Genomic DNA, 24,699 nt, shown 5'->3' with positions numbered 1-24,699 from the left:
CAGCGCACTAGAATCGATGACCATGGCCCGAACCTCGTCCGGAGGCGAAGCGCGCGACGACGCGTCCGTCACCAAGCAGAAGAAGCCCAAGAAGCGCCGCTGGTATCACCAGCTGTGGGACGTCTACCAGATGACCCGCAAGCAGAACCCGCTCGTCACCTGGTGGATGCTCGCAGCGTTCGTCGGGGTCGTCGCGGTAGCGCTGCTCATCGGCGTCCTCGCCGGCCCGTGGGTCTACGCGCTCGTCATCGGCGTGCCGTTCGGCGTGCTCGCGGCGATGTTCGTGCTGTCGCGCAGCGCCGAGAAGGCGGCCTACACGCAGATCGCCGGGCAGCCCGGTGCGGCGCGTGCGGCGCTCGGCACCGTCCGCGGCGGCTGGACGTTCGAGGACGAGCCGGTCGCCGTCGACGCCCGCAACCAGGACTTCGTGTTCCGGGGCGTGGGCCGGGCGGGCGTCGTGCTCGTCTCCGAGGGACCGTCGCACCGCGTGACGCGCCTGCTCGACCAGGAGCGCAAGAAGGTCAGCCGCATCCTGTCGAACGTGCCGGTCACGGTGATCCAGTGCGGCGACGGCGAGGGGCAGGTGCCGCTGACCAAGGTCGCGCGCGCCGTCACCAAGCTCAAGTCGACGCTCACCCGCGCCGAGGTGGCCGAGATCAGCAAGCGCCTCAAGGCCATCGGCGGCATGAAGCTGCCGATCCCGAAGGGCATCGACCCCACTCGCGCCCGGCCCGACCGCAAGGGCATGCGCGGCCGCTGACCGGCGCCCGCCAGGCTGCGGCCGTCGTCCGAAGGCCGACCCGCCTGACCTCGAAGGGGGCGTCTCCCGTACGGGAGGCGTCCCCTTCGCGGTGTCCGTCGACCGGCCCTCCGGCGTCCGATGGACGGACGCCGCCGGGCCGCGGCATGTGAGTTCTGGCACGCTGTGATAACGCTGCCGGGGCCACGACCAGCACATCTCCCCTCGGTTACACCGCCGAGAGGCGTGAGAAACACACCGGCAACAATCAGTAACCCGAGAGAAACCACCTGCCCTTAGGTTCGTGGCGATCCGCGTGCAAGCCTGCCCAGCCGTTCGGCGTCGTGCGACGGACTCCCCCTGGACTTATCGAGCGAGCAAGGAGCGCAGATGTTCAAGAACGCCGAGGAGGCGATCGCCTTCACCCGCAACGAGGGGGTGGAGTTCGTCGACGTCCGGTTTATCGACCTGCCGGGCGTCACGCAGCACTTCAACATCCCGGTCGAGCAGTTCGACGAGGACGCCTTCAGCGAGGGCCTCATGTTCGACGGCTCGTCCATCCGCGGTTTCCAGGCGATCCACGAGTCCGACATGAAGCTCGTGCCGGACATCGCGACGGCGTACATCGACCCGTTCCGCAAGGCCAAGACCCTGATCGTGAACTTCTCGATCGTGGACCCGTTCACGGGTGACGCCTACGCTCGCGACCCGCGCAACATCGCGGCCAAGGCCGAGGCCTACCTGAAGTCGACCGGCATCGCCGACACCGTGTTCTTCGGTGCCGAGGCCGAGTTCTACGTGTTCGACGACGTGCGCTTCAAGACGGCCGCGAACGAGAGCTTCTACTCGATCGACTCCGTCGAGGCCGCCTGGAACACCGGTCGTGAGGAGGTGGGTGGCAACCTCGGGTACAAGACCCGGTACAAGGGCGGCTACTTCCCCACCTCGCCGAGCGACCGCTTCGCGGACCTGCGCGACGACATGGTCAAGACCCTCGGCCAGGTCGGCCTCTCCGTCGAGCGCGCGCACCACGAGGTGGGCACCGCCGGCCAGCAGGAGATCAACTACAAGTTCAACTCCCTGCTGCACGCCGCCGACGACCTGATGAAGTTCAAGTACGTCATCAAGAACGTCGCGTTCGAGGCCGGGAAGTCGGCCACGTTCATGCCGAAGCCGATCTTCGGCGACAACGGCTCGGGCATGCACTCGCACCAGTCGCTCTGGAAGAACGGCGAGCCGCTGTTCTACGACGAGAAGGGCTACGGCGGCCTGTCCGACCTGGCTCGCTGGTACATCGGCGGCATCCTGAAGCACGCGCCGTCGCTGCTCGCCTTCACCAACCCGTCGGTGAACTCGTACCACCGCCTGGTGCCGGGCTTCGAGGCTCCCGTGAACCTCGTCTACTCGGCCCGCAACCGCTCCGCCTCGATCCGTATCCCGATCACGGGTTCCTCCCCGAAGGCGAAGCGCATCGAGTTCCGCGCGCCGGACCCGTCGTCGAACCCGTACCTGGCGTTCGCCGCGATGCTGATGGCCGGCCTGGACGGCATCAAGAACCGCATCGAGCCCCCGGCCCCCGTGGACAAGGACCTCTACGAGCTGCCGCCCGAGGAGCACGCGCAGATCGCCCAGGTCCCGACGTCGCTCGGCGGCGTGCTCGACGCGCTTGAGGCCGACCACGAGTACCTCACCGCCGGTGACGTGTTCACGGAGGACCTGATCGAGACCTGGATCGCGTACAAGCGCGAGAACGAGATCGACCCGATCCGCCTGCGGCCGCACCCGCACGAGTTCGAGCTGTACTACGACATCTGAGCCTGATCGGCTAGATTCCGGGCCTCACGAGCCATACCTGGCCCCGTAGCGCACGAAGAGTCCGCACGAGCCGCAACACCTTCCCGGTGGCGGCCCGTGTGGGCTCTTCTGCGTCCGACCCAGTTCACACCGGCTTCGAAGTGCCGAATCAGGGTGGCGTGGCATCGTCGAAGTATGAGCACCGACGAGGCAATGAGCAGTTTCCGATCAGCGGAGGAGTGGGCCGGCCAGGCATACAGCCGCCTCTCCGGACTGACGGGGCCTGACGCGGCGACGACGGAAGCGCTCGCCGATCTGGCTCGAAGCATCGGCGCGCTGGCCAAGGGCCTGGGGCAGATGACGACCGAACCGCCGCCGTGACTGGCATCCGGCTGCGGCCCTGATTGGCTCGGGCTGACTCGGCTCGGGCTGACGGCGGTTGGTTGACCACAGCGGTTCCTGCCGTACGGCGGCCGCTCGTGGCAGCAACTGCTGTGGTCAACCGCCGCCGAGCAGCAATCGCGTCCTTGCGGCGCCGATATCGTTCAGGCGTGGAGACAACGACGCAGGCCCTGGCGATGACGGCGGACGAGCGCGGGGTCCTGCCGCCGGTCGAGGACCTCTCGGTAGTCGCGCGATGAGCGCCGAGAACGCCGGCACCGGCGGCCGGGTCTGCGCCACCTGCGGCATCACTCATTCCGGCCTCGCCATGGTGTTCGGACCGGACGCCCCGGACCCGTGGCTCGCAGTGTCCGACGCCGAGCGCGGCCGGGGAGCTCAACGCCGACATGTGCGTCCTGCCGACCGCCGACGGCTCCATCCACTACTTCGTGCGCGCCCACATCGAGATCCCGGTGCACGACTCCGACGACGGTCCCTTCTGCTGGTCCGTGTGGGTCTCCCTCAGCCAGGAGAGCATGCGGACCCAGGCCGAGCACTGGGACGACCCCGGACGTGGCAACCTCGATCCCATGTTCGCCTGGCTGTGCTCCTCCCTGCCGTACGGGACAGAGACCGTGCCGCTGCCGGCGCGGATCCACACCCGGGAGCCGGGCCGGGTCCCCTGGGTCGAGCTGCAGCCCGACCTCGACCACCCGCTCGTGCACGAGACGCACACCGGCATCACGATGCACCGCGTCGCTGAGCTCAACCGGCTGCTGACCGGGACCGCCTAGCGCGGTCCGGCCCGGCCTGCGTCCCAGGCCACCGGCGGCGTCGTCGCCCCCGCCCACGTCGCCCGTTTCGGGGGATGCCGGGCGCGCCGGCGTCCGCCATCGTGTGGTTTGCGGAGGAGGCGTCGCCTGGCTTCAGGGTGCGCCCGATGGAGCGCGCTGGAGGCGACCATGACGCGGACCGTCGGCCGGATCTCGGTGGACCCGGCGTCCACCCACGCCATCGAGGTCGCCAACCGGCTTCATGTGGACGTGGTGGAGGGGCTCAGCGCCGCCGAAGCGGCCAGCAGGCTGAACATGTACGGCGCGAACCGGCTGGTCGCGGCGAAGAAGGAGTCCGCCCTGCAGGCGTTCGGGCGGCAGTACCGCGACTTCATGCAGATCGTGCTGCTGGTGGCCGCCGTGGTGAACCTGCTGGTCACGGGCGACGTCGGCACGTCGATCGTGCTGGCCGGCCTGACCCTGTTCAACGCGGTCATCGGGCTGCGACAGGAGGCAAAGGCCGAGGAGAGCGTCGCCGCGCTGGCGCAGATGATGAAGACGGTCGCCCGGGTCCGGCGCGACGGTCAGGCGGTCGAGATCGACGCCGGCGACCTGGTGCCCGGTGACGTCGTCCTGGTCGAGGCGGGCAACCGGGTGCCGGCCGACGGCCGGATCACGTTGGCCGCCACCCTGGAGATCGAGGAGGCGGCGCTGACCGGCGAGAGCCTCCCGGTCGCGAAGTCGACAGATCCCGTGGCCAGCGACGACATCCCCTTGGGCGACCGGACCTGCATGGCCTACATGAACACCGCGGTGACGCGCGGGCGCGGCGAGATGGTCGTGACCGCGACCGGCATGAACACCGAGATCGGCCACATCGCGAACCTGCTGGCCAGCACCGAGGCGGACAAGACGCCGCTGCAGAAGCAGTTGGACGGGCTGTCCAAGATCATCGCGTCCATCGCCGCCGTCGCGCTGGTCTTCGTCGTCGTTCTCGGCCTGATCCGTGGCGAGTCGTTCGACGCACTGTTCATCACGGGTGTCGCCCTGGCTGTCGCGGCGATCCCGACCGGCCTGCCCGCCGTCGTGACCGCCCTCCTGTCCATGGGTACCCGCGAGATCGCACGGCGTCACGCGATCGTCAAGCGGCTGCCCGCGGTGGAAACGCTCGGCTCGACGTCGGCGATCTGCTCCGACAAGACCGGCACCCTCACGCTGAACAAGATGACCGCCCGCGAGCTGGCCATCCCGGGCCACCCGGTCTTCGCCGTCACAGGCGAGGGCTACGGCACCGCAGGCGAGATCAAGCACGTGGGTGGGGCGGCCACCGACCTCGACCCGTACCTGCTGCCGATGATCCTGTGCGCGGACGCCGTGCTCGACGGCGAGAACCTCATCGGCGACCCCACCGAGGGCGCGCTGATCGTGCTGGGCGCCAAGGGCGGGCTCGACATCGAGGCCACCCGGCGGGACTACCCACGCCTTGCCGAGGTGCCGTTCGACTCCGAGTACAAGTTCATGGCCACCTTCCACGAGATGGCCGACGACGACGGGCGTCCCGTGGTGCGCTGCTTCGTCAAGGGTGCCCCCGACGTGCTCATCGCGCGCGGCACCAGCTACCGCGCCCCCGACGGCGCCGTCGTGCCGATCACCGACGAGAACAGCGGCCTGGCGCTCGAGGCGAACAACCGCATGGCGAACTCCGGCGAGCGCGTGATGGTCGTGGCCCGGCGCGACATCGACCCGGCGGTCTTCGAGGTCGCCCGGACGAACAGCCGGAACCTGATCGCCCTCGTCAGCGAGCTGACGCTGCTGGCGATGGTGGGCATCGTGGACCCGCCACGGCCGGAGGCCAGGACCGCGATCGCAAAGTGCCGGTCGGCCGGGATCCGGGTCCGGATGATCACGGGCGACCACGCCACCACGGCCGCTGCGATCGCCGCGGAGCTCGGGATCGAGGGCCGCGCTCTGACGGGCGCCGAGTTCGCGGACCTGACCGACGAGGAGCTGCTGGTGCAGCTCCAGGACATCGGTGTGGTCGCGCGGGTGGCGCCCGAGGACAAGATCCGGTTGGTGCAGCTGCTCAAGCGGTCGGGCAACGTGGTCTCGATGACCGGCGACGGCGTCAACGACGCGCCCGCGCTCAAGGCCGCCGACATCGGCGTCGCGATGGGCATCACCGGGACCGAGGTCTCCAAGGAGGCCGCGGTGATGATCCTGACCGACGACAACTTCGCGACCATCGTGAACGCCGTCTCGTACGGCCGCGGCCTCTACGACAACCTTGTGAAATACCTGCGCTTCCAGATGTCCACGCTGGTCGCGTACATCGCGATCTTCCTGGTGGCGGGCATCGCGAACATCGCGGCGGGCACGCCCCTGAACCCGCTGCAGATCCTGTGGCTGAACATGGTCGTCGACATCCCGATCGCCATCGCGCTCGGCTTCGACAAGCCCACCAAGGGGCTCATGGGCCGGCCGCCACGCCCGGTCGGGGCGCCGGTCCTGTCCCGGACGGCCTGGGTCCGGCTGTGCGTGCAGGGCGCGGTCATGACCGCAGGGTCGCTCGTGGCGTACCAGCTCGGGCTCGGCCTGAGCGGCCCGATCGTCGCGGCGACCATGCTGCTCACCACGCTCTCCCTCTTCCACGTGCTCGCCGGCCTGCTGTCCCGCGACCAGCTCGGCACGATCTTCGACCGCGACGCCATTCCCGGGGCCGCGCAGCTGCGGCGGTACGGGCTGTCGCTGCTGGCGATCGTCGCGATCACGACCATCGACCTGCTGGAGCGGATCTTCGGCACCACGGGGCTGGACGGGCAGCAGTGGGGCCTGTGCATCCTGCTGGCGCTGAGCCTGCTGGTGATCGAGGAGATCATCAAGATCTTCCTGCGGCGGCGGGAGGCGACAGAGGTTGCGCCGGGGCCGGTGCCGATCGCGGGGGTGGCGCGGCCGGCGTGAGCGGGGTGGTCAGGTCGCCGACGTCGGCGCGTGTGTGGTGGGGAGCGCTCGACCAGGTGCTCAGGTCTGAAATGATGCGGACCGGGCAGCTGCCGCTGCCTGCCCGTGACGAAGGAGTCTGCCAGCGATGGAGCAGTCCGCGAAAGCGCCGCCGATCCTCCGTTTCGGAACCGTGGATGCAACCGACCTACCCCGTCGTATCGACCTTCTGCGAGTCTCGGGTAGGCCGACAGCGTTGACCGGTGCAGAGGTACATGCCAACGTGGAGGCCGACTTCACGATCCAGGACGGCGAGCACGTCGTCTTCGCCGAGCCGCTGTTTCCTGTGGCCGAGCTGGCCTGGGCCTTGAGCCGATGGATGGACGGGAACGCGCCCGAGCACGACTTCACGTTCGACTCCATGACCTACGACGTTCCGGGTGTCGTGCAGATCATCCGCACCGGGCTCGGGTGGACGGTCGGATCCTGCTTCTCCGGGACGACGACGGCACCGCGTTCCTGGGTGGCCGTTCATCGGGAGCTGCAGACGTTCGTCGACGCGATCAAGGTGGCCACCGCCGTCGCGGTCCGCGATGCCACGGGGTCCATGATCACGTCGATCCTGGCCATGTGCCGCGCGTTCGACATGCCGCTCGCCGAGGGCAAGGCGTTCGTGGCGGATGCCGTGGGCGGGATCGATCCGGTGAACCGACGCCTACATGACATTGCCGAGAGTTACCTCAAGACCGGGGTACTGGGAATGCGTGTGACCGTGCTGGCCGGAGCGAGCCGGGCGTCAGAGGTGGTGGTCGACAGCCCAGCAGGACGGCTGCGTGGTACCTGGGACGGGCCGCTCCCCGGCGTGGGCGAGACGACCGACACCGGGGTGGATACAGATGGGCCGTGTTCGTGGGCCGACGCGCTCTTCGTATCCGACGGTGCCTCTCTGACGGCGGACGACGAACGGTCGTGGCTGCGCGGTGTGGTCGAACGGATCGATCCCGACAGTGTCCTCCTCCTGAGGTCCGGACCCGCAGTCACGCCTGTCGAGATGATCGGCACCCCGCCCGCAGGCGCGGTCGGAAGTTCCGTGGCCATCCCGGTCTCCGGCGTCCGGTTCTTTCCGACGGGGGTCTGATGCCAGGGCATGAGTTCGCCGCGGGCGAGTACCGCTTGAGGTTGATACACGGTGGCCTAGCCCACTGGGCGTCCGTGACCGTCGCGGCGCAGCGCTCCTCGACGAACGCCGTCGTCGTCGGTACCGCGCCGTTCGCCTGGCGTCTCGACGCCTACGGTCCATTCGCTTACCGCCTCGACACCGACACGGAGGAGATCGACGAGGCCGTCGACGGCGTGCGGCGCGCACTCGACGTGCTTCCGGGCGACAGTGGTTCGTTCCTCGTCGTCGTGGTGGCCGTCCAGACATCGAACGTAGACACCTGGCCGGGCGACGTCCGGTATGCGGCGGGCCAGGCCCTGTGGAGCGCGGTCGGCCACCAGCGAACCGACTCGCGGAAAATCAGCGAGGGCAGGCTCGTGTTCCCCGATAAATCAATCGACGTCACAGTCGGCTGACACGCCGGCCGTCCTACGGAATCAAGTTCTCTACATGGCTGTCGACTATGTCGAGCAACCGCGTCGAGATCGGTCGCCACCTCACGAGCGACTCCGACAGCTGAAGTCCTGTCAGCGCCGTGGCTTCCCGCCGCCGGAACATACAGCACCTGGCCACTCTCGACAGCGAGGACGACGTACCCACCGACGTTGTCCGACCCGAATGTCACGACCTCAGTAATGGTGCCGTCAAGGTCTACCTGACGCGGGTGCCCTCGCTCGTTCGCCTCGTCGAGCCACGTGGCGGGATGGATCAGACAGCCGTTGTCGAAAGTGAGGAGTGAGGCCTCGTCGATCGCCCCGTAGAGCATCACGAGCGGCTCAGGGGTCGCAGTTGGGAACTTCGCCGGGTGCTGCGTCGAAGCTGCGGCAACGAAACTGGTGCCCGGGGTTCCTTTCTCGCGCCCCTTCCGCAATGCCTTGAGATACCGGAGAGACGCCGCCAAAGACTCCCGCCACCACTCGAAGTCGAGCGGTGGCCGGTACCCAACCTCGACCTCGTCGGGCTCGCCGACCAGGTCGGCATACTGGTCGATGTCCAGTGCCGCACCCGCACGGCCGAGCCAGGCCAAAGCGTCCGGCCCCCCGGGCGTGAGTGTGGCACGCGACCGACGCCCGACGCCCGACATTTCGACCAAGCAGTTGCTGCCAGCGCCAGGGCGATCCTGGCAGCAACTGCGTGGTCAAGATCTCTGGCTCGCATGGGCCGAACAGTCCAGGCCACGCATCAACCGATGCGCACGACGCGGGCCCAGCCCGGCGGCGCCGGAGGTTGGTAGGCACGCTTCTCCTGCCATCTGCTCGGCCGGGGAAACAGCCCCACGACGGTCCGGCACGATGGACCGGACGACGGCCAGGCCGTCTGCCCGTCGGTCAGAACGACGAGCGTGTCGGGCTTCTGGCTACGACCGAGGGCCGCCTCGATCCCTGTCCGCAGGTCCGTGCCCCCGCCGCCGACCAGCGGGATACCCTCCGCGTCGCAGATACGGCCGACCGTGTGCACGGCCGCGTCGCAGGACAGCACGGTGACGAGGTCGCGGCGTCCGCCGAGGGCCTTCAGGATCGCGGCGACTTCTAGCAGGGCGCTGCCGAGCTCGTCGTCGCTCACCGATCCCGAGGTGTCGATCACGACGCTGACGCGCGGCGGTCGGCGGCGCAGGCTCGGCAGGATCACGCCGGGCAACGAGGTGCTCCTCCGCGCCGGGCGCGCGTAGGTGTAGCTGTCGCCGACACCATTGCTCGTCACCGCCGACCGGATGGCCGCACCGAGCAGGTCGCGCCAGGGCTGCGGTGGGTGGACGACGTCGTTGGCCCACCGTCGCCAGCCCTCGGTCGCGTCACCGGGCGCACCGACGATGCCACGGGCGACCCGGAACCGGACGGCCTCCCGCTCCGACTCGGTCAGGCCCCGCGCGCCCCGCTCCCCCAGGTCCCATGCGCGGTCCTGCCCGTCGGCGCCGCTACCGCAGTCGTGCCAGGCGTACGGGTCGGTCAACGGCCCGAGGCTGATGTCGTTGATGTACTCCTCCAGCAGGAGCCCCGCTTTCAGGTGCAGCCGGTCGGGCGTGACGGCGCCATCGGGCAGGGCAAGGTCCTCGTCGAAGATGTCGTCGTTGATCTCGCAGTCCGCCGCCAGGTTGAGCCGGAAGCGCCAGGACCGCTCGCCGGCGCCGTTGCCCGCCCGGACAAGGCGGTCGCCTCGGCCGTGATGGTCACGGAGCAGATGGGAGACCTCGTGAACCCAGACTCCGGCGAGCTCCTCCCGTGTCATCCGGTCGACGAACGCGGGCGAGACGTAGCAGCGCCAGTACCGGTCGACGGCCATGGTCGGCACTGCGGCGGAGGGCACGACGTCGAGTGCGAACAGGGCGGTCGCCAGATACGGACGCAGGCCGCAGGCCCGGAGGCGGGCCGCGTAGAGCTTCTCGGTGTTCATCGTCGTCACGCCCCCACGGGCAGCAGGCCTGCGTGCTTGCCGAGAGGGACCGCCACCGCGAGCCGTTCGATCGCGGCGGGGACGGTCCAGTCCGGCCGGCGGAGCGTCGAGAGCGTCATGACGGGTGTCACGAGCAGGTCGGGGGCGCCGGTCTCGAGCGCCCTGACGAGCACCTCCCACGCAGCGTGCCAACGCTCCTGGTCCGGCTGCTTCTTCACCGCGAGCACCACTGCGTCCAGGACGGCGAGGCGCAGGTCGCCCCGATCGGGCAGCACGGCCGAGGCGGGGTCGGCGAGAAGCGTCTCGGGGTCGGGCAGGTCGAGCCGGTCGATCGACGCGAGGAGCTCGAACCCCGGCCCGTCACCCACGGCCCCCTTGACGAGGAGCGAGAGCACGTCGCGGTCCACACCAGCGGCGGTGGCGAACGCGACCAGGCGGAGGGCCGTATCCCAGCTCCGCGGTGAGGGCCACGCGCCGCCGCGGCGGGTCTCGCTGGTGGGCAGCTGGTGCATCAGCGCAGGTCGCGCCTCCAGGAAGGTGCAGACGGCCCGGCGGGCGAACGCGACGGCATCGGGAAGCTGCTCCGGTTCGAGCCGCGGGAGCACCGCGCGCGGCCAGGTCCCGCCCAGGCCCCGGACGACGACGTCGGGGTCGTGCCGCCACGGCAGGTGGACGAACCGGTTGGCCAGCGGGGCACTGAGTTCCCAGCCGTCGGCTGCGGAGCCGCGCGGGTTTGCCGCGGCCACGACGCGGACGCCGTCGGGCAACCGCAAGGCACCGACCTGACGTTCGAGGACGACACGAAGGAGCGCCGCCTGCACGGCCGGCGGGGCGGTCGACAGCTCATCGAGGAACAGCAGCCCGCGACCGGCCTCGGCCAGGTGGACCGCCCAGTCCGGCGGCGCCATCGGCACGCCGAGCCGTGCCGGGTCGTCACCGACGACCGGCAGCCCGTTGAAGTCGGAGGGTTCGTGCACGCTCGCGATCACCGTGGTCAGCGGCAGGTCGAGGGAGTCGGCGAGCTGCGTGATCGCCGAGGTCTTGCCGATGCCCGGCTCGCCCCAGAGCAGCACGGGCACGTCTGCGGCCACCGCGAGGGCGAGCGCGGTGAGCTGGGGTTCCGGACGCGGCTCGGTCGTTGCGCCGGTCAGCAAGGTCAGGAGGTCGGATGCGACAGAAAGTTGAGAAGTCATGGGTCACCTGTGAGAGGTAGGGGTCCGGTCGGTGCCGGGCAGGTCAGTGGGCGGCCGCGAGGAGGCGGCGGGTGCGACGATCACGCTGTCGCCGCGGAGTCCTGGAGGCGATGAGGGACGCACGAAACGCGATGTCGGTGGCGAGTGCTCGGCCTGGGTACGGTTCCGGGTCCGGATGGAGCATCGCCGGGAGCAGGCCGGCACGATGGACGCCGTACGCGACCCGCCCAGCGGCCGCCGCGGCCAGCTCGTCCTGGAGGTCGCCGGCACGAAGAACCGCCTCCGGTCCGAGGAGCGACTCGACCACGGACAGTGCGGACTCCACGTCACCGTGGTCGAGCCGTGCCCGGACGTCCGCGAGCGCCGTCGGGGCGCGGTGCAGCTGGTCGATGACATGCAGGCACGGCAACGGCGTGCCGCCGAGCTGGGCGAGCAGCTCCTCGTGCCGGATCTCGTCCGCGGAGTGGTCGAGGGCGGTGAGCACACCGGCGACGACTGCCAGCCGGTGTACCGCGCCGCGACACTCCACCTGTCGTGTGCCGGGTGGGGGCGCGAGGCGGCGGGGCTGGGCACTGTCAGGTGCGAGCGCCGCTGCGACCAGGGGGTGCAAGTCGCCGGGCGCGATCAGCCCGGCCCTGAGCAGCAGGACGTCGGGGGGCACCCAGGTGGCGGCGTCGGGGAGCACGACGACGTCGGCGCCCGAGGTATGGCCCGTCTGGCGCGCGCGGGACCTCGACCGGACGGCCCGCGTGCCGTCGATCAGCGCCGCCAGGTCTTCCGGTGTCGGTGGCTGCGGCGAGCCCTGGCCGTCCACCCGGAGCACAAGACGCTGTCCGCCCAGCCGCACCACGATGCCGTCGTCAGGCACACCGTCAGCGACCAGGAGAAGTGCTGCCTCGGTGGCCCAGCTGGCCACCGCCCAGTCCGCCGGAGCGCCGTCCTGCCCGGCACCCGCGCGCTGGGCGAGCTCGGCGCTTTGCCGGACGTCCCAGAGGTGCCGGTGCAGGTCGAGTCGGTAGCGGCGGTCAGGGTGGGGTGCGGCCCGTGCCTCACCGTCCCACCACGCGAGGCTCATGCGCTGGGGCCCCGCCGCCCAGGCGGGCGGAGTGCGCACCACGAGATGCGCCGTCCGACCATCAGGAAGGGCGTAAGAGGTCAGCGCGGAGGTCACGGACGGCCGGAGCAGCCCGTCGGGCATCATCCGCGGCATGTGCCAGCGGAGAAGGTCGGGTGCGAGGTGGCGCAGGTCCGCCCGGACGGTGGCCGCGAGCTCGACGCCGTAACGGCGCCGAAGGGCACGCAGGTCCACGTCGACGTCCATCCGCGCCGCCGCGCACGCGCCTGTCCAGTCACCCACCAGGCGGCGGGTTGTCGCGGTCTCGATCAGGGGCGGCGGGACGGCATATTCACGTACCCGCTGCCAGGAAAGGAGCCGGAGGTTCTCGGTCGACCTCAGTGAGTGCATCAGCACTCACCTTCGGTGTACCGGACCCCCAATCTGGTGATCGTGAAGGTCATCATCGGGAGGGAGGCTAGCAGGCCGGATGCGTGACCGATAGCCTCCCGTCGCGCCTCGCCTGGACGCACTTTGTCCTACGCTCTGGCACGTGAAGCGCACCGAACAGCACGAAGGAGCTCAGGATGTCCTCCGTGCCGACGATTCGTCGCCGTGGAGCCGCTACTTCGGGATCGACCACTACCGGCCCGTGTATCAGTGCGGAATCGGCACGATCGCGACGTCGCACGGCGCCCGCCTCAGTGCGCTCTTCGGCCGCACCCTCGCGCGTACCTGGGTGCTCTGGGACGTCGAGGACGACTCGTGGTTCTGCGACGCACCGGTGCTCTTCGACTTCGGGGACGAACAGCTGGAGATCCAGCACAACAAGCTCGACGAGCTCTCGATCACCTGGAACACGATCGACGCGCTCAGCCCCGTCACCTGGCCCGACAGCGCACTCGCCTGGCGCAACGACGCGATTCCGGACCTGAAGCGCCTGCACGGGCAACGGGTCGTTGCCGGCCAACTCCTCGAGTGGCGAGTGCAGGGACCAGACCTCGCGAACGGCATGGTCGCCGTGTGCATCACCTTTGAGCACGGCGAGGTCCTCGTCCACAACGCACTCGACGAGAACGGACTTGAGTTCGGACGGCCCCGCGGGGAGTACCGGGCTTGGTCCGCCGACTCTTGACCATGCGGTTGCTGCCAGGACCGCCCTGGCCCTGGCAGCAACTGCATGGTCCGATATGCGAAGCCCGCCGTGGTGCCCCGCGCCACCTCGCCCCCGCCCCCGCCCTACACCCCCTCCCGCACCGCCTCGAACCGGTCGTGCTCCGTGCGGCACATGCCCTCGCCGTGCGTCAGCCCCGGCAGCTCCCGCTGCAGCCCTGCCACGCCCGCAGCCGGGATCTCCCCGCGCATCACCACGATGCCCCTGGCTCCGACCCGCGACTCGAACGGCACCCCGCCCAGCCGGCCCACCAGCGACGCGACCGGGCCCACGGTGTCCTCCGGCAGCTCGATCACGAACCGGTGCACCGGCTCGCACAGCACCGTCCCTGCGCGGCGCACCGCGGCGGCGAGCACGCGCGGCGCCAGGCCGCGGAAATCGGCCCCCGTGCTGGACATCGCCTTGTTGAACTTCTGGTGCATGTGGCTCTGCCGGGGCGAGTAGCCCGAGTGGGTCATCACCACGCGGGCATCCGGCACGGGGAACCGCAGCGGTCCGCGGGCCAGCTCGCGGCGCACGGTGTCCTCCGTCCCGTCGAAGAACGCCGGCGGCATCGACCCGCGCTCGCACTCCAGCTCGAACGTCACGCCGCTCCCCGGCACCCCGGGCTCCACCCGCAGCCCGATCGTGGCGTGGAACTCGTTCCCGTTCTGCTTCTTGATCTCCAGCGCGTGCCCCGTCCCGACCAGCCGCTCGGTGCGCGCCGTCCGCACCTCGCCGAACCTCGCGTCGACGCCGTACTCCCGCTGCAGGATCGCGGCCAGCACCTCGCGCTGCACCTCCCCGTACAGCGACACGGTGATCTCCTCGTCGCGCCGGCGCACGCGGATCAGCGGGTCCTGCTCCGCCAGCTCGGACAGCGCCGCGTACAGCCGCCCGCGCTCGCCGGGCGCGGCGTCCACGACCGTCTCGTACGACGGCGGCGGGAACTGGCTCGACCGCTCGTCCCCCGGCAGCCGGGGCCCGACGACGTCGCCCACGCGCGCCGTCGCCAGTCCCTGCACGACGGCGATCTGGCCGGCCTGCGCCGTCGTCCGCGCCTCGAGCGTTCCCCGGTGGGCGACCCGCAGCCCCGTGACCCGCTCGGAGCGGCCGTGGCCCAGCTCGATCCGGTCGCGCACCCGCAGGGCGCCCGACCGCATCCGGACGAACGCCCGCTTGCGCCCGTCCTCCCGGTCGATCGCGAAGACGACGCCGGACGGCGCAGCGGTGTCGACGCCGGACGGCGCGTCCTCGCGGCGTCCGACCAGGGGCGACGCCGTTTCCGAGCCGGTGTCGGCGGCGGACACGACCGGAAGGTACGTCCCGAGCGCGGCGATCAGCTCCGGCACCCCGACGCCGGTCACCGCCGACCCGAACAGCACCGGGTGCGCGGCGCCGCGCCGGGACTCGTCCGCGAGCCAGGCCCGCAGGCCGTCGTCGGGCAGGGACTCCACACGCGCCGCGGGCGTGCCCGCGGCGTGCACGCGCTGCAGGGGCAGCACGTCGGGGCTGAGGCGCCGCGCGACGGCGTCGGCCACCGCGTCGGGGCGGGCGCCGCGCCGGTCGATCTTGTTCACGAACACGATCAGCGGCAGCCGCAGGCGCTGCAGGGCGCGCATCAGCACGAGCGTCTGCGCCTGGACGCCCTCGACGGCGGACAGCACGAGCACCGCGCCGTCGAGCACGGCGAGGCTGCGGTCCACCTCGGCGATGAAGTCCGGGTGGCCGGGGGTGTCGAGCACGTTGACGACGACGTCTCCCGCGGGGAAGGACGCCACAGACGCGCGGATGGTGATCCCGCGCTCACGCTCCAGCGCGAGCGAGTCGGTGAGGGTGTCGCCGCCGTCGACGGAGCCGAGGCGGTCGATCACGCCCGCGTGGTGCAGCAGGCGTTCGGTCAGGCTGGTCTTACCGGCGTCGACATGGGCGACGATCCCGAGGTTGAGGTACGACAAAAGCAGTCACGTCCGTGGTCAGGTGGGTCAGGGCACGGGGCGTGACAGCTGTCATCGGTGTTCCAATCTCTCGGGTTGCCTCCGACCCTGCCGGTAGGGCGCGGGTCCGGGCAACGGTTTATTCGACGGCGGCCTCCTCCAGCCCGGCCGTGAAGCCAGGTCGGTCGGCGCCGGGGCGCGGCCGTGCGACGTCGGCGTCGGTCACCACGGCCCGCCGCACGGCCTCGGCGACGATCAGGTCGGCGGTCTGCTCCGGCGTCTGCTCGCCGGAGTCCAGCCACCAGCCCAGGTCGCCGAGCTCCCGCTCCTGGTTCCGGGCCAGGGGCGCGACGTCGTAGTCCACCCGCGTCTCGACGGCCCGCGTCGCGTTCCGGTGCCGCGCCACCGCCAGCGGCGGACACAGCACGACCAGCATCAGGGGCCGTGCCCGCAGCCGCCCGTGGACGTAGGCCAGCTCCGCCCGTGTCTCGACGACGGTGTCGACCACCGGCGTGAACCCGGCGTCCGCGAAGTCGTCCGCGGTGGAGCAGGCGGCCGTGGCCCGCAGCCGCAGCTGCGCCAGACCGTCAGGCCCGGGGTTCCAGCTGCCCTGCTCGTCGATCATGTTCGCGCGGCCGCTGACCAGCATCATGCCGAACACGTCGCCGTCCACCCGCGCGGCGCGTGGCAGCCGCTCGGCCACGAGCTGGGAGACGGTCGTCTTGCCGGCGCCGGGCGTGCCGGTGAGCAGGATGCATCCGGGCAGGTGCTCCGGTCGGATCATCGGTGCGCTCCATCGGTGGTCGGGTCGGTTCCTGGGTCGGACAGCGGGTCGGACGGCGGATCGGCGGTCGGGCCGGACGGCGCGGCGTCCCGCCACGCCCAGCGCAGCGCGTCGGGCAGCAGCACGCCGGCGTGGTTCGGGTTGTGGCCGCCGTCGCCCAGCACGAACCGGAAGTCGTAGCCGGCCTCCGCGAGCGCCGCGGCGACCCGGAGGTTCTCGGCGAGCCAGTTGCGTTCGGGCCGGTCCCAGCCGAGGTCCCGGTGGCCTGCCTGGAGGAAGACCCGTAGCGGCTTGCCGGGTTCGGTGGCCAGCGCCGCCGGGTAGGGGTTCCCGCCGGGCATCTGGGCGAAGCTGGACAGGAAGCCGAACACACGGCGAAACCGGTCGGGGCGGTGCCACGCCGCGGTGAACGCGCAGTTCCCGCCGCTGCTGCCGCCCACGATGCCCCAGCGGGCGGGGTCGTCGGTGACGGCGTACCGGCGGCGGACCTCGGGGATCACCTCGGTCAGCAGGAAGGTGACGTAGCGGTCGTCGGCGGCGTCGTACTCGGTGTTGCGGTTCTTGCGCGCGGCAGGGTCCGGACGGTCCTGGAGGACGCCGGGGTCGACGAAGACGCCGATGGTCGGCGGGATCGCGCCGACGTGGACCAGGTTGTCCAGCACGATGCCGCCGCGGACGTCGCCGTCGGGGTCGAGGTACCACCAGCCGTCCTGGAACACGAGGAGCCCGGCGGGGTGCGCCGGGTCGTAGGCGGCGGGCACGTGGATCCACACGGTCCGCGTCGTACCGGGGTAGACGGCACTGTCGGTCAGGCTCACCTCGACGGTCTCGCCCGCCGGTACGTCGGGGCGGCGTCGGGAGTCGGGCCCGAGCTCGTACCGGACGTCGACGAGCTCGACGGGCAAGGGCCGAAACGGAACGTCAGAGGTCACGCCCCGACGGTAACGACGGCAGCGGCCGGCGGTCCCGGCCTTTTCGCGCAGCCCACCGTCTGCCGTCGGGAGCCCGGAGCCCGCCACCGGTAGCCTGCCCGCATGATCGTGTGGCTGAACGGACCCTTTGGCGGCGGCAAGACCACGACGGCGACGCAGATCGACGTGCTCCTGCCCGAGGCAGTCGTCTTCGACCCCGAGAGTATGGGCCCCCCGCTGGTGCCCACGCTGTCGGGGATCGAGCCCGTCAGCGACTTCCAGGACTGGCGCCCGTGGCGTGAGCTGGTCGTCGCCGCGCTGACCTCGCTGGACCGCCACACCGGGCGCACCGTGATCGCCCCGCAGACCGTGGTCGTGGAGCAGTACTGGGACGAGATCACCGCGGGCCTCGCGTCCGCCGGTGTGCCGCTGCGGGCGTTCACCCTGGACTGCACGCCCGACGAGCACGAGCGTCGCATCGCCGGCGACACGGTCACGAACTCCACCATCGAAGAGATCAAGGTCAACGACGACGGTGTGGGCTGGCGCCGCCATCGCGCAGCTGACTACCGCGCAGCCCTGCCCTGGCTCACCGCGCGCACCGAGGTCATCGACACGACGACCCTGCGGCCGGCCGAGGTCGCCAAGGAGATCGCGACCCGCGCGGCCCTCACGGCTTGACCGACGCCGCCCACCGGCAGTCGTCGACCACAGCAGTTGCTGCCGCTGCGGACCGTCAGTGGCAGCAACTGCTGTGGTCAACGCCGGGTGTCTTCGGCCAGGCCCGCCTAGCGCGGCGGGCGGCGGCGGTAGTAGGCGACCGTCAGGACCGCGAGCAGCGGGCCCCAGGCCAGCAGCGGCGTGTAGCAGACCGCCAGCAGCACCTTCTGCGCGAGCGTCGGGAAGAGGAAGTCGAGGTTCCCGCCAAAGGTCCCGTTCATCAGGTTGACCGCTGCGAACGTCCAGATCACGGTGAGTGCGATCGACCCGAGCGCGGCGGCGGCGGTCGCGGCGAGCCTGTGCACCGACCGGCCGCCGACCACGGGAAGCCAGTCCGGGAGCACCTCACCCCACCGCTGGACGAGCCCGAGGGACAGCAGGGCCAGCAGCTCCGCGACCAGCGAGAGCCCGACGATCTGGACACGTTCGCCGAGCGGGATGGCGACGGCGGTGCTCGCGACCGGCAGCCCGAGCACCAGGGCGATCCGCCAGAGACCGGACGGCACGGTGAGCAGGGCGACGGCATGCGCCAGACGACGGATACCGGGGCCGGCCTCCCCGGCAGGCGGAGCTGTCCGGGCCGGCGGGGCTGTCAGGGACGACGTGGCTGTCGCGACGGTTGGGGTGTTCATGCCATCGATGCTCGTCGCGCGGACGCGCTACCCGGATCCCCCGCCGTCGTGAGCTCGCTCCCCCGACCGGGTGACCGACCATGCACCTGCTGCCAGGGAACTCACCCGCCTGGCAGCAGGTGCATGGTCGTCTGTCGCGCGACCGGGCACAGCCTCACTCCGCCCCGTAGAACACCCGCTCCATCACTGCCCGCGCCCGCCGCGCGACCCGCAGGTACAGCTCCTCCAGCTCCGGGCCGGTGCCGACGTCGCCGAGCAGGCGCGCGATGCCGGTCAGGGCGTGGCTGTCGTGCGGCAGCATGTCGACACCTGAGCCCGTGGTGCGACCGGACCACAGCACGATCGCCGACCGCAGCCGCGACGCCAGGACCCAGGCCTCCAGCAGCACCTCGGCGTCGTCGTCGGACAGCAGGCCGGCCTGCCGGGCCGCCTCCAGCGCCGAGACGGTGCCGGTCGTGCGCAGGCCCGGCACCTCGAACGCGTGCTGGAGCTGCAGCAGCTGGACCGTCCACTCGACGTCGGACACCCCGCCGCGGCCCAGCTTCAGGTGCCGCGCCGGGTCCGCACCGCGCGGCAGGCGCTCCGACTCGACGCGCGCCTTGATGCGCCGCACCTCCCGCAGCACCGACGCGTCGGGCCCGCCCTCCGGGTAGCGCAGCGGGTCGATCAGCTCTGTGAACCTGGCGCCCAGCGACCGGCCGCCCTCGGCACCGGGCCCCAGGTCCAGCTCGCCGCCGACGTCGGCGGGCGCGCTCCCGTCGTCGGGCAGCGACGCCTCGACGGCGCCCTCGCCGGGGCCGCCGGCCGCGACCACGCTGAGCGTGCCCGACAGGGCACGTGCCCGCAGCAGCGCCTGCGCTTCCCAGGGCGAGGACCAGCGGTCGTAGTACTCCACGTAGGACTCGAACGACCGCACCAGCGGCCCGTTGCGGCCCTCGGGTCGCAGGTCGGCGTCCACGGGCAGGCCCGGCTCCGGCCCGACGGCCGTGAGGATGCGCCGCATCCCCTTGGCCACGGCCAGGGCGTAGTCGTTGGCCTCCTTGTCGCCGGCGCCGCCCACCGCCTCGTAGACGAACATGATGTCGGCGTCCGAGCCGTAGCCCATCTCCTGTCCGCCGAGCCGGCCCATCGCGACGATGAGCAGTCGCGCGGGCTCGTCGCCCCGCGCGACCTTCCGTTCGGCGCGCGCCTCGTGCTCGGCGATGCGCAGCCCACCCGCCAGGACGACGTCGGCGGCGTCCGAGATGGCCTTGGCGGCGTCGACGGGCCCGAGCTCGCCCAGCACCTCCGCCACGCCGGTGCGGGCCAGCTCGCGGCGGCGGAGAGCACGCAGCGCGATCGTCGCGTTGTCGACCTCCTGGGCGCGGCCGAGCAGCGCGTCGGCCTCCGAGGCCAGCCGCCGCACCCCGCGGGGCGCCAGCGAGTCGGACTGCGCGAGCCACCGCACCGACTCCGGGGACCTGCCGATCGCGTCGGCGAGGTACCGCGACGACGACAGCACCTGGGCCAGCCGGGACGCCGCCTCCGCAGAGTCGCGCAGCAGCCGCAGGTACCAGTGGGTGGAGCCCAGCGTGTCCGACAGCTTGCGGAACGCGAGCAGGCCCTCGTCCGGGTCGGCGCCCTCGGCGAACCAGCCGAGCAGCACCGGCAGGAGCTGCCGCTGGATCGCCGCGCGCCGCGAGACGCCGTCGGTCAGGGCCTGGACGTGGCGCATCGCGCCCGCCGGGTCGCGGTAGCCGATCGCTGCGAACCGGGCCATGGCCGCTCGCGGCGCGAGCGACGCCTCGCTCGTGGACAGCAGCGCGGTGGCCGGCAGCAAGGGCCGGTAGTAGACGGCCTCGTGCAGGTCGCGTACCTCGCGCTTCACCGACCGCCACGTCTTGACGAGGTCGTCCGCACCGCCGTAGCCCAGCCCACGGGCCAGCCGGCGCAGCTCCGCCTCGGCGGTCGGCATGAGGTGGGTGCGGCGCAGCCGGAAGAGCTGCACCCGGTGCTCCAGCGCCCGCAGGAACCGGTAGCACTCCCCCATCCGACGCGCGTGCTCACGGCCCACGTAGCCACCCTTCGACAGGGCCGCGAGGGCGTCGAGCGTGGTCCGCGAGCGGATGTCCTCGTCCGCCCGGCCGTGCACGAGCTGCAGCAGCTGCACGGTGAACTCGACGTCGCGCAGGCCGCCCTTGCCGAGCTTGATCTGCCGGTCCGCCTCGGCCACCGGCACGTTGTCCTCGACGCGCTTGCGCATGGCGCGCGCGTCCTCGACGAAGTTGGGCCGCTCCACGGCCTGCCACACCAGCGGCCCGACGGCGGCGGTGTACGCCTCCCCCAGCGCCAGGTCGCCCGCCACGGGACGAGCCTTGAGCAGCGCCTGGAACTCCCAGGTCACGGCCCACCGCTCGTAGTACGCGACGTGGCTGGCCAGCGTCCGTACGAGCGGGCCCTGCTTGCCCTCGGGCCGCAGTGCCGCGTCGACCTGCCACAGCGCGGGCTCGGCCGAGGGGCCCGAGCACACCTGGGCGAGCCGCCCCGCCAGCCGGGTCGCGACCCGCAGGGCGTCGTCCTCGTCGCGGGCCGGCGTGCCGTCGGGCAGCACGCCCGGCTCGGCCACGTAGATGACGTCGACGTCCGAGATGTAGTTCAGCTCGCGGCCGCCGGTCTTGCCCATGCCCAGCACCGCCAGCCGCACGCCGGCGGCATGGTCCTCCTCCTCGGAGCGCGCGACGGCCAGCGCGCCCTCCAGCGCGGCCGCGGCCAGGTCCGCGAGCGCCGCCGCGACGGCGGGCAGCACAGCGGTCGGCTGGGGCGCGGTCACATCGGTCGCGGCGATCCGCAGCAGCCGGGCCCGGTAGGCGCGGCGCAGGCGGTCCGTGTACGACGGCGAGGTGCTCTCGCCGGAAGCGGTCTCGCCCGGCAGGCTCCCGCCCGGCCCGGTGCTGTCCGACCCGGAACCACCCGGTGCGCTCTCGCCCGGACCACCTGGCACGTGCGTCCCCGCGACCGGCTCGGCGGACTCCGGGTCGGCGTCGACGGCGCGCAGCAGCTCGGCGCGGACCTCCGCGGCAGGAACTCCGGTCCCCGGGGTGCGGTCGCGGATCAGGTCGAGCAGTGCGGGGTGCCGCACGAGCTCGTCGCCGAGCGCCGACGACGCGCCCAGCACGCGCAGCAGCCGGTCGCGGACGGTCGGGCGGGGCCGGGTGTCGCCGTCGCCGTCGTCGCCCTCGTCGTCGTCCGAGGAGGCACGGTCCGCCTCCAGGATCTCGCCGTTCGCCGCCAGGACCGCCCGGAGCTGGTCCGGGGCGGCCGCCGCGAGGCGGACGAGCTGCAGGAGGGCGAGGTCAGGGTCGGCGACGCCGGCGAGCGAGCGCAGCAGCGCGACGTCGCCGGGCTCCAGCACGACCGCGCCGCGGTCGGGCCCGGCGGCGAGGTCCGCGCCGCCGGTGCCCGGGGGCCTGGCGTCCAGGACGGCGACCAGGTCGGGATCCCGCCAGAGCGAGGCGGACCGGGTGAGGTCGGCGAACCCGGCCCGGATCAGATGGGTCGTGAGGGTCTCGGGTCGGCGGCTCTGCACCCCCCGACCCTACGACGCGGGCGGGGCGTGCAGCACCCCCTGGTTCCCGAGGTCAGAGCTGCAGGAACCGCTTGAGCTCGAAGGGCGTGACCTGAGCGCTGTAGGCCTCCCACTCCTCGCGCTTGTTGCGCAGGAAGTAGTCGAAGACGTGCTCGCCGAGGGTCTCGGCCACGAGCTCGGACTTCTCCATGAACTGGATGGCCTCGTCGAGGTCGCGCGGCAGCGGCGCGATGCCCAGCGCGCGGCGCTCGGCAGGGGTGAGCTCCCAGACGTCGTCCTCCGTGTGGTCCAGGAGGTCGTAGCCCTCCTCGATGCCCTTGAGGCCGGCGGCGAGGATCACGGCGAACGCCAGGTACGGGTTGGCGGCCGAGTCCAGCGCGCGGTACTCGATGCGTGCCGAGTTGCCCTTGCCCGGCTTGTACATGGGCACGCGGACCAGCGCGGAGCGGTTGTTGTGGCCCCAGCTCACGTAGCTCGGAGCCTCCTGCCCGCCCCAGAGCCGCTTGTAGCTGTTGACGTACTGGTTGGTGACGGCGGTGATCTCACCCGCGTGCACCATGAGTCCCGCGATGAACTGGCGCGCCGTCTTGGACAGCTCGAACTGAGCGCCGGGCTCGTAGAACGCGTTGCGGTCGTCCTCGAACAGCGACACGTGGGTGTGCATGCCGGAGCCGGGCTGGTCGGCCAGCGGCTTGGGCATGAAGGAAGCGAACACGCCCTGCTCGAGCGCCACCTCCTTGACCACGGTGCGGAACGTCATGAGGTTGTCCGCGGTGGTCAGCGCGTCGGCGTACCGCAGGTCGATCTCGTTCTGGCCGGGGCCGGCCTCGTGGTGCGAGAACTCCACCGAGATACCCATGGACTCGAGCATCGTGATCGCGGCACGGCGGAAGTCGTGCGTCGATCCCCGGGCCAGGTGGTCGAAGTAACCGCCCTGGTCGACCGGCTCCAGCTTCGGGTCGGCCTTGGTGAGCTGGTTGAACAGGTAGAACTCGACCTCGGGGTGCGTGTAGAAGGTGAACCCGCGGTCGCTCGCCTTGGCGAGGGTGCGCTTGAGCACGTTGCGCGAGTCCGCCAGCGACGGCTCCCCGTCCGGCGTCAGGATGTCGCAGAACATGCGGCCGGTACCGTGCCGCTCGCCGCGCCACGGGAGCACCTGGAAGGTGGTCGGGTCGGGCTTGGCGACCATGTCCGCCTCGAACACCCGGGTGAGCCCCTCGATGGCACTGCCGTCGAAGCCGATGCCCTCGCTGAACGCCGACTCGAGCTCCGCGGGTGCCACTGCTACCGACTTCAGCACGCCGAGCACATCGGTGAACCAAAGCCGGATGAAGCGGATGTCGCGCTCCTCGACCGTGCGGAGCACGAACTCCTGCTGCCTGTCCATGGGCCCATCTTGCACTAAACCTGTTACAGGTGCGTGTACCGAGCATGGACGACCGGTCGTAGGCTTTCCAGCGGCACCGAGGCCCGTCGAACCACAGGAGGACCATGTCCGCCCACACCTCACCCACTCAGGGTCCCAAGCGGGTCCGCGTGCATCACCTGGCCGAGGCCAAGGCCAAGGGTGAGAAGCTCGCGATGCTCACCGCGTACGACGCGGTGACCGCGGCGATCTTCGACGCGGCCGGCATGGACATCCTGCTGGTGGGTGACTCCATCGGGAACGTCATGCACGGGCACAGCACGACGATCCCCGTGACGGTCGACGACATGATTCCCGCCGCGCGCGCCGTGGCCCGCGCGACCAAGCGCGCCTTCGTGGTGGTCGACCTTCCGTTCGGCTCCTACGAGGCCGGGCCACAGCAGGCCCTGGAGACCTCCGTGCGGATCTTCAAGGAGACCGGCGCCGACGCCGTGAAACTGGAGGGCGGCGTCCGCTCGGCCCCGCAGATCCGTGCGCTGACCGACGCGGGCATCCCCGTCGTCGCGCACCTCGGCTACACGCCCCAGTCGGAGAACCTGCTGGGCGGTCCCCGCGTGCAGGGCCGCGGCGACGACGCCGTCGAGCGGCTGGCCGACGACGCGAAGGCCGTCGAGGAGGCGGGCGCCGTCGCCGTCGTCCTGGAGATGGTGCCCACCGACGTCGCCGCGCGGATCACCGAGATCGTGCGCATCCCGACCATCGGCATCGGGGCGGGGCCGCACTGCGACGGCCAGGTGCTGGTGTGGACGGACATGGCCGGGATGACCGACTGGTCACCGCGGTTCGCCCGCCGCTACGCCGAGCTCGGCGCCGCGCTGCAGCAGGCCGCGGAGGACTACGTGTCCGAGGTCAAGGACGCCTCGTTCCCGGACGAGGCGCACTCGTTCGAGAAGTAGGCGCACGTGTCAGACGTGCGGGTCACCCCGGTGACCCGCACGTCTGACGCGTCGGCCGTTACTTGTCGCGCCAGTCCTTGTCGTCCTGCTCCCAGGACTCGTTGCGCGACTTCGCGCTCTCCAGCGCTCGCTCGGCCTCGGCGCGGGTGCTGTACGGGCCCATGAGGTGCGACCAGGCCGAACGGCGACCCACCTCGACCGCCTTGGTCTCGGTGTTGTACCAGTACTGCTCGTCGGTGCTCATGAGACGATCC

The 24,699-nt window shown here is 71.4% G+C and carries 20 protein-coding genes; 10 read left to right on the top strand and 10 right to left on the bottom strand.

Going from position 1 to position 24,699, the window contains the following annotated elements:
- Positions 1-22 precede the first annotated feature (22 nt).
- From ACH47X_RS08760 to ACH47X_RS08730, 7 genes are all read left to right on the top strand, one after another.
- Entirely contained in the window at positions 23-760 is a 738-nt protein-coding gene (locus tag ACH47X_RS08760) for a DUF4191 domain-containing protein (RefSeq protein WP_036968665.1), read from the top strand.
- 369 nt (positions 761-1,129) lie between these two features.
- The gene (glnA, locus tag ACH47X_RS08755; RefSeq protein WP_397403355.1) at positions 1,130-2,554 is read left to right on the top strand and encodes a type I glutamate--ammonia ligase; all 1,425 of its coding nucleotides are present in this window, start codon (positions 1,130-1,132) and stop codon (positions 2,552-2,554) included.
- Between the two features lie 174 nt (positions 2,555-2,728).
- On the top strand, positions 2,729-2,914 hold the full coding sequence (locus ACH47X_RS08750; RefSeq protein ID WP_036968655.1) for a hypothetical protein: 186 nt from the start codon (positions 2,729-2,731) through the stop codon (positions 2,912-2,914).
- A gap of 314 nt (positions 2,915-3,228) precedes the next feature.
- Positions 3,229-3,708 (top strand): DUF2199 domain-containing protein, encoded by a 480-nt coding sequence (locus ACH47X_RS08745; RefSeq protein WP_397403492.1) that lies wholly within the window; start codon positions 3,229-3,231, stop codon positions 3,706-3,708.
- A gap of 168 nt (positions 3,709-3,876) precedes the next feature.
- Positions 3,877-6,645 (top strand): cation-translocating P-type ATPase, encoded by a 2,769-nt coding sequence (locus tag ACH47X_RS08740; RefSeq protein ID WP_397403353.1) that lies wholly within the window; start codon positions 3,877-3,879, stop codon positions 6,643-6,645.
- Positions 6,646-6,772: 127 nt separating this feature from the next.
- The gene (locus ACH47X_RS08735) at positions 6,773-7,762 is read left to right on the top strand and encodes a DUF7878 domain-containing protein (protein ID WP_397403351.1); all 990 of its coding nucleotides are present in this window, start codon (positions 6,773-6,775) and stop codon (positions 7,760-7,762) included.
- Between the two features lie 74 nt (positions 7,763-7,836).
- Positions 7,837-8,199, top strand: a complete 363-nt coding sequence (locus ACH47X_RS08730) for a hypothetical protein (RefSeq protein ID WP_397403349.1) — start codon at positions 7,837-7,839, stop codon at positions 8,197-8,199.
- 766 nt (positions 8,200-8,965) lie between these two features.
- On the opposite strand, the gene ACH47X_RS08725 is transcribed toward ACH47X_RS08730, so the two are convergent.
- From ACH47X_RS08725 to ACH47X_RS08715, 3 genes are read right to left on the bottom strand one after another with little or no spacing between them, the layout of a single operon-like run.
- Positions 8,966-10,174 (bottom strand): vWA domain-containing protein, encoded by a 1,209-nt coding sequence (locus ACH47X_RS08725; RefSeq protein ID WP_397403490.1) that lies wholly within the window; start codon positions 10,172-10,174, stop codon positions 8,966-8,968.
- Between the two features lie 5 nt (positions 10,175-10,179).
- Positions 10,180-11,367: an AAA family ATPase gene (locus ACH47X_RS08720; RefSeq protein ID WP_397403347.1), complete on the bottom strand. Its 1,188-nt coding sequence runs from the start codon at positions 11,365-11,367 to the stop codon at positions 10,180-10,182.
- A 43-nt stretch (positions 11,368-11,410) separates the two neighbouring features.
- Complete coding sequence (locus ACH47X_RS08715) at positions 11,411-12,832, bottom strand: hypothetical protein (RefSeq protein ID WP_397403345.1); 1,422 nt, start codon at positions 12,830-12,832, stop codon at positions 11,411-11,413.
- A 142-nt stretch (positions 12,833-12,974) separates the two neighbouring features.
- On the opposite strand from ACH47X_RS08715, the gene ACH47X_RS08710 reads away from it, so the two are divergent.
- Positions 12,975-13,556: a hypothetical protein gene (locus tag ACH47X_RS08710; RefSeq protein ID WP_397403343.1), complete on the top strand. Its 582-nt coding sequence runs from the start codon at positions 12,975-12,977 to the stop codon at positions 13,554-13,556.
- A gap of 104 nt (positions 13,557-13,660) precedes the next feature.
- Here ACH47X_RS08710 and ACH47X_RS08705 read toward each other — a convergent pair whose 3' ends face one another.
- The 3 genes from ACH47X_RS08705 to ACH47X_RS08695 all read right to left on the bottom strand — a co-directional run bounded on the left by ACH47X_RS08705 (position 13,661) and on the right by ACH47X_RS08695 (position 17,227).
- A complete protein-coding gene (locus ACH47X_RS08705) occupies positions 13,661-15,532 on the bottom strand; it encodes a GTP-binding protein (protein ID WP_397403341.1) in 1,872 nt (623 codons plus the stop codon).
- A gap of 118 nt (positions 15,533-15,650) precedes the next feature.
- Entirely contained in the window at positions 15,651-16,295 is a 645-nt protein-coding gene (locus ACH47X_RS08700) for an AAA family ATPase (RefSeq protein WP_397403339.1), read from the bottom strand.
- On the bottom strand, positions 16,292-17,227 hold the full coding sequence (locus ACH47X_RS08695) for an alpha/beta hydrolase (RefSeq protein ID WP_397403337.1): 936 nt from the start codon (positions 17,225-17,227) through the stop codon (positions 16,292-16,294). Before ACH47X_RS08695 ends, ACH47X_RS08700 begins: the two co-directional genes overlap by 4 nt.
- 102 nt (positions 17,228-17,329) lie before the next feature.
- On the opposite strand from ACH47X_RS08695, the gene ACH47X_RS08690 reads away from it, so the two are divergent.
- The gene (locus ACH47X_RS08690; protein ID WP_397403335.1) at positions 17,330-17,887 is read left to right on the top strand and encodes an AAA family ATPase; all 558 of its coding nucleotides are present in this window, start codon (positions 17,330-17,332) and stop codon (positions 17,885-17,887) included.
- 107 nt (positions 17,888-17,994) lie between these two features.
- Here ACH47X_RS08690 and ACH47X_RS08685 read toward each other — a convergent pair whose 3' ends face one another.
- The 3 genes from ACH47X_RS08685 to ACH47X_RS08675 all read right to left on the bottom strand — a co-directional run bounded on the left by ACH47X_RS08685 (position 17,995) and on the right by ACH47X_RS08675 (position 23,510).
- Positions 17,995-18,558, bottom strand: coding sequence for a hypothetical protein (locus tag ACH47X_RS08685; RefSeq protein WP_397403333.1), 564 nt, complete (start codon positions 18,556-18,558; stop codon positions 17,995-17,997).
- 154 nt (positions 18,559-18,712) lie between these two features.
- Positions 18,713-22,123, bottom strand: coding sequence for a bifunctional [glutamine synthetase] adenylyltransferase/[glutamine synthetase]-adenylyl-L-tyrosine phosphorylase (locus ACH47X_RS08680; protein WP_397403331.1), 3,411 nt, complete (start codon positions 22,121-22,123; stop codon positions 18,713-18,715).
- A gap of 52 nt (positions 22,124-22,175) precedes the next feature.
- Complete coding sequence (locus ACH47X_RS08675) at positions 22,176-23,510, bottom strand: glutamine synthetase family protein (protein WP_020014259.1); 1,335 nt, start codon at positions 23,508-23,510, stop codon at positions 22,176-22,178.
- A gap of 104 nt (positions 23,511-23,614) precedes the next feature.
- On the opposite strand from ACH47X_RS08675, the gene panB reads away from it, so the two are divergent.
- Complete coding sequence (gene panB, locus ACH47X_RS08670; protein WP_142037298.1) at positions 23,615-24,445, top strand: 3-methyl-2-oxobutanoate hydroxymethyltransferase; 831 nt, start codon at positions 23,615-23,617, stop codon at positions 24,443-24,445.
- A gap of 58 nt (positions 24,446-24,503) precedes the next feature.
- Here the strand turns inward: panB and ACH47X_RS08665 are convergent, their stop codons facing one another.
- The gene (locus ACH47X_RS08665; RefSeq protein ID WP_036968633.1) at positions 24,504-24,689 is read right to left on the bottom strand and encodes a hypothetical protein; all 186 of its coding nucleotides are present in this window, start codon (positions 24,687-24,689) and stop codon (positions 24,504-24,506) included.
- Between the last annotated feature and the right edge of the window lie 10 nt (positions 24,690-24,699).

It is taken from the genome of Promicromonospora kroppenstedtii (genome assembly GCF_044389675.1).
Taxonomy (GTDB): Bacteria; Actinomycetota; Actinomycetes; order Actinomycetales; family Cellulomonadaceae; genus Promicromonospora; species Promicromonospora kroppenstedtii.
The sequence above is the reverse complement of the archived record's forward strand: the minus strand, read 5'-3'. Positions and strand labels throughout refer to the sequence as shown.

Excerpts from the sequence above, each read along its gene's own strand:
- ACH47X_RS08760 (WP_036968665.1), top strand. The coding sequence starts at position 23 with ATGGCCCGAACCTCGTCCGGAGGCGAAGCGCGCGACGACGCGTCCGTC.
- glnA (WP_397403355.1), top strand. The coding sequence starts at position 1,130 with ATGTTCAAGAACGCCGAGGAGGCGATCGCCTTCACCCGCAACGAGGGG.
- ACH47X_RS08750 (WP_036968655.1), top strand. The coding sequence starts at position 2,729 with ATGAGCACCGACGAGGCAATGAGCAGTTTCCGATCAGCGGAGGAGTGG.
- ACH47X_RS08740 (WP_397403353.1), top strand. The coding sequence starts at position 3,877 with ATGACGCGGACCGTCGGCCGGATCTCGGTGGACCCGGCGTCCACCCAC.
- ACH47X_RS08735 (WP_397403351.1), top strand. The coding sequence starts at position 6,773 with ATGGAGCAGTCCGCGAAAGCGCCGCCGATCCTCCGTTTCGGAACCGTG.
- ACH47X_RS08725 (WP_397403490.1), bottom strand. The coding sequence starts at position 10,174 with ATGAACACCGAGAAGCTCTACGCGGCCCGCCTCCGGGCCTGCGGCCTG.
- ACH47X_RS08720 (WP_397403347.1), bottom strand. The coding sequence starts at position 11,367 with ATGACTTCTCAACTTTCTGTCGCATCCGACCTCCTGACCTTGCTGACC.
- ACH47X_RS08715 (WP_397403345.1), bottom strand. The coding sequence starts at position 12,832 with ATGCACTCACTGAGGTCGACCGAGAACCTCCGGCTCCTTTCCTGGCAG.
- ACH47X_RS08700 (WP_397403339.1), bottom strand. The coding sequence starts at position 16,295 with ATGATCCGACCGGAGCACCTGCCCGGATGCATCCTGCTCACCGGCACG.
- ACH47X_RS08690 (WP_397403335.1), top strand. The coding sequence starts at position 17,330 with ATGATCGTGTGGCTGAACGGACCCTTTGGCGGCGGCAAGACCACGACG.
- ACH47X_RS08685 (WP_397403333.1), bottom strand. The coding sequence starts at position 18,558 with ATGAACACCCCAACCGTCGCGACAGCCACGTCGTCCCTGACAGCCCCG.
- ACH47X_RS08675 (WP_020014259.1), bottom strand. The coding sequence starts at position 23,510 with ATGGACAGGCAGCAGGAGTTCGTGCTCCGCACGGTCGAGGAGCGCGAC.
- panB (WP_142037298.1), top strand. The coding sequence starts at position 23,615 with ATGTCCGCCCACACCTCACCCACTCAGGGTCCCAAGCGGGTCCGCGTG.
- ACH47X_RS08665 (WP_036968633.1), bottom strand. The coding sequence starts at position 24,689 with ATGAGCACCGACGAGCAGTACTGGTACAACACCGAGACCAAGGCGGTC.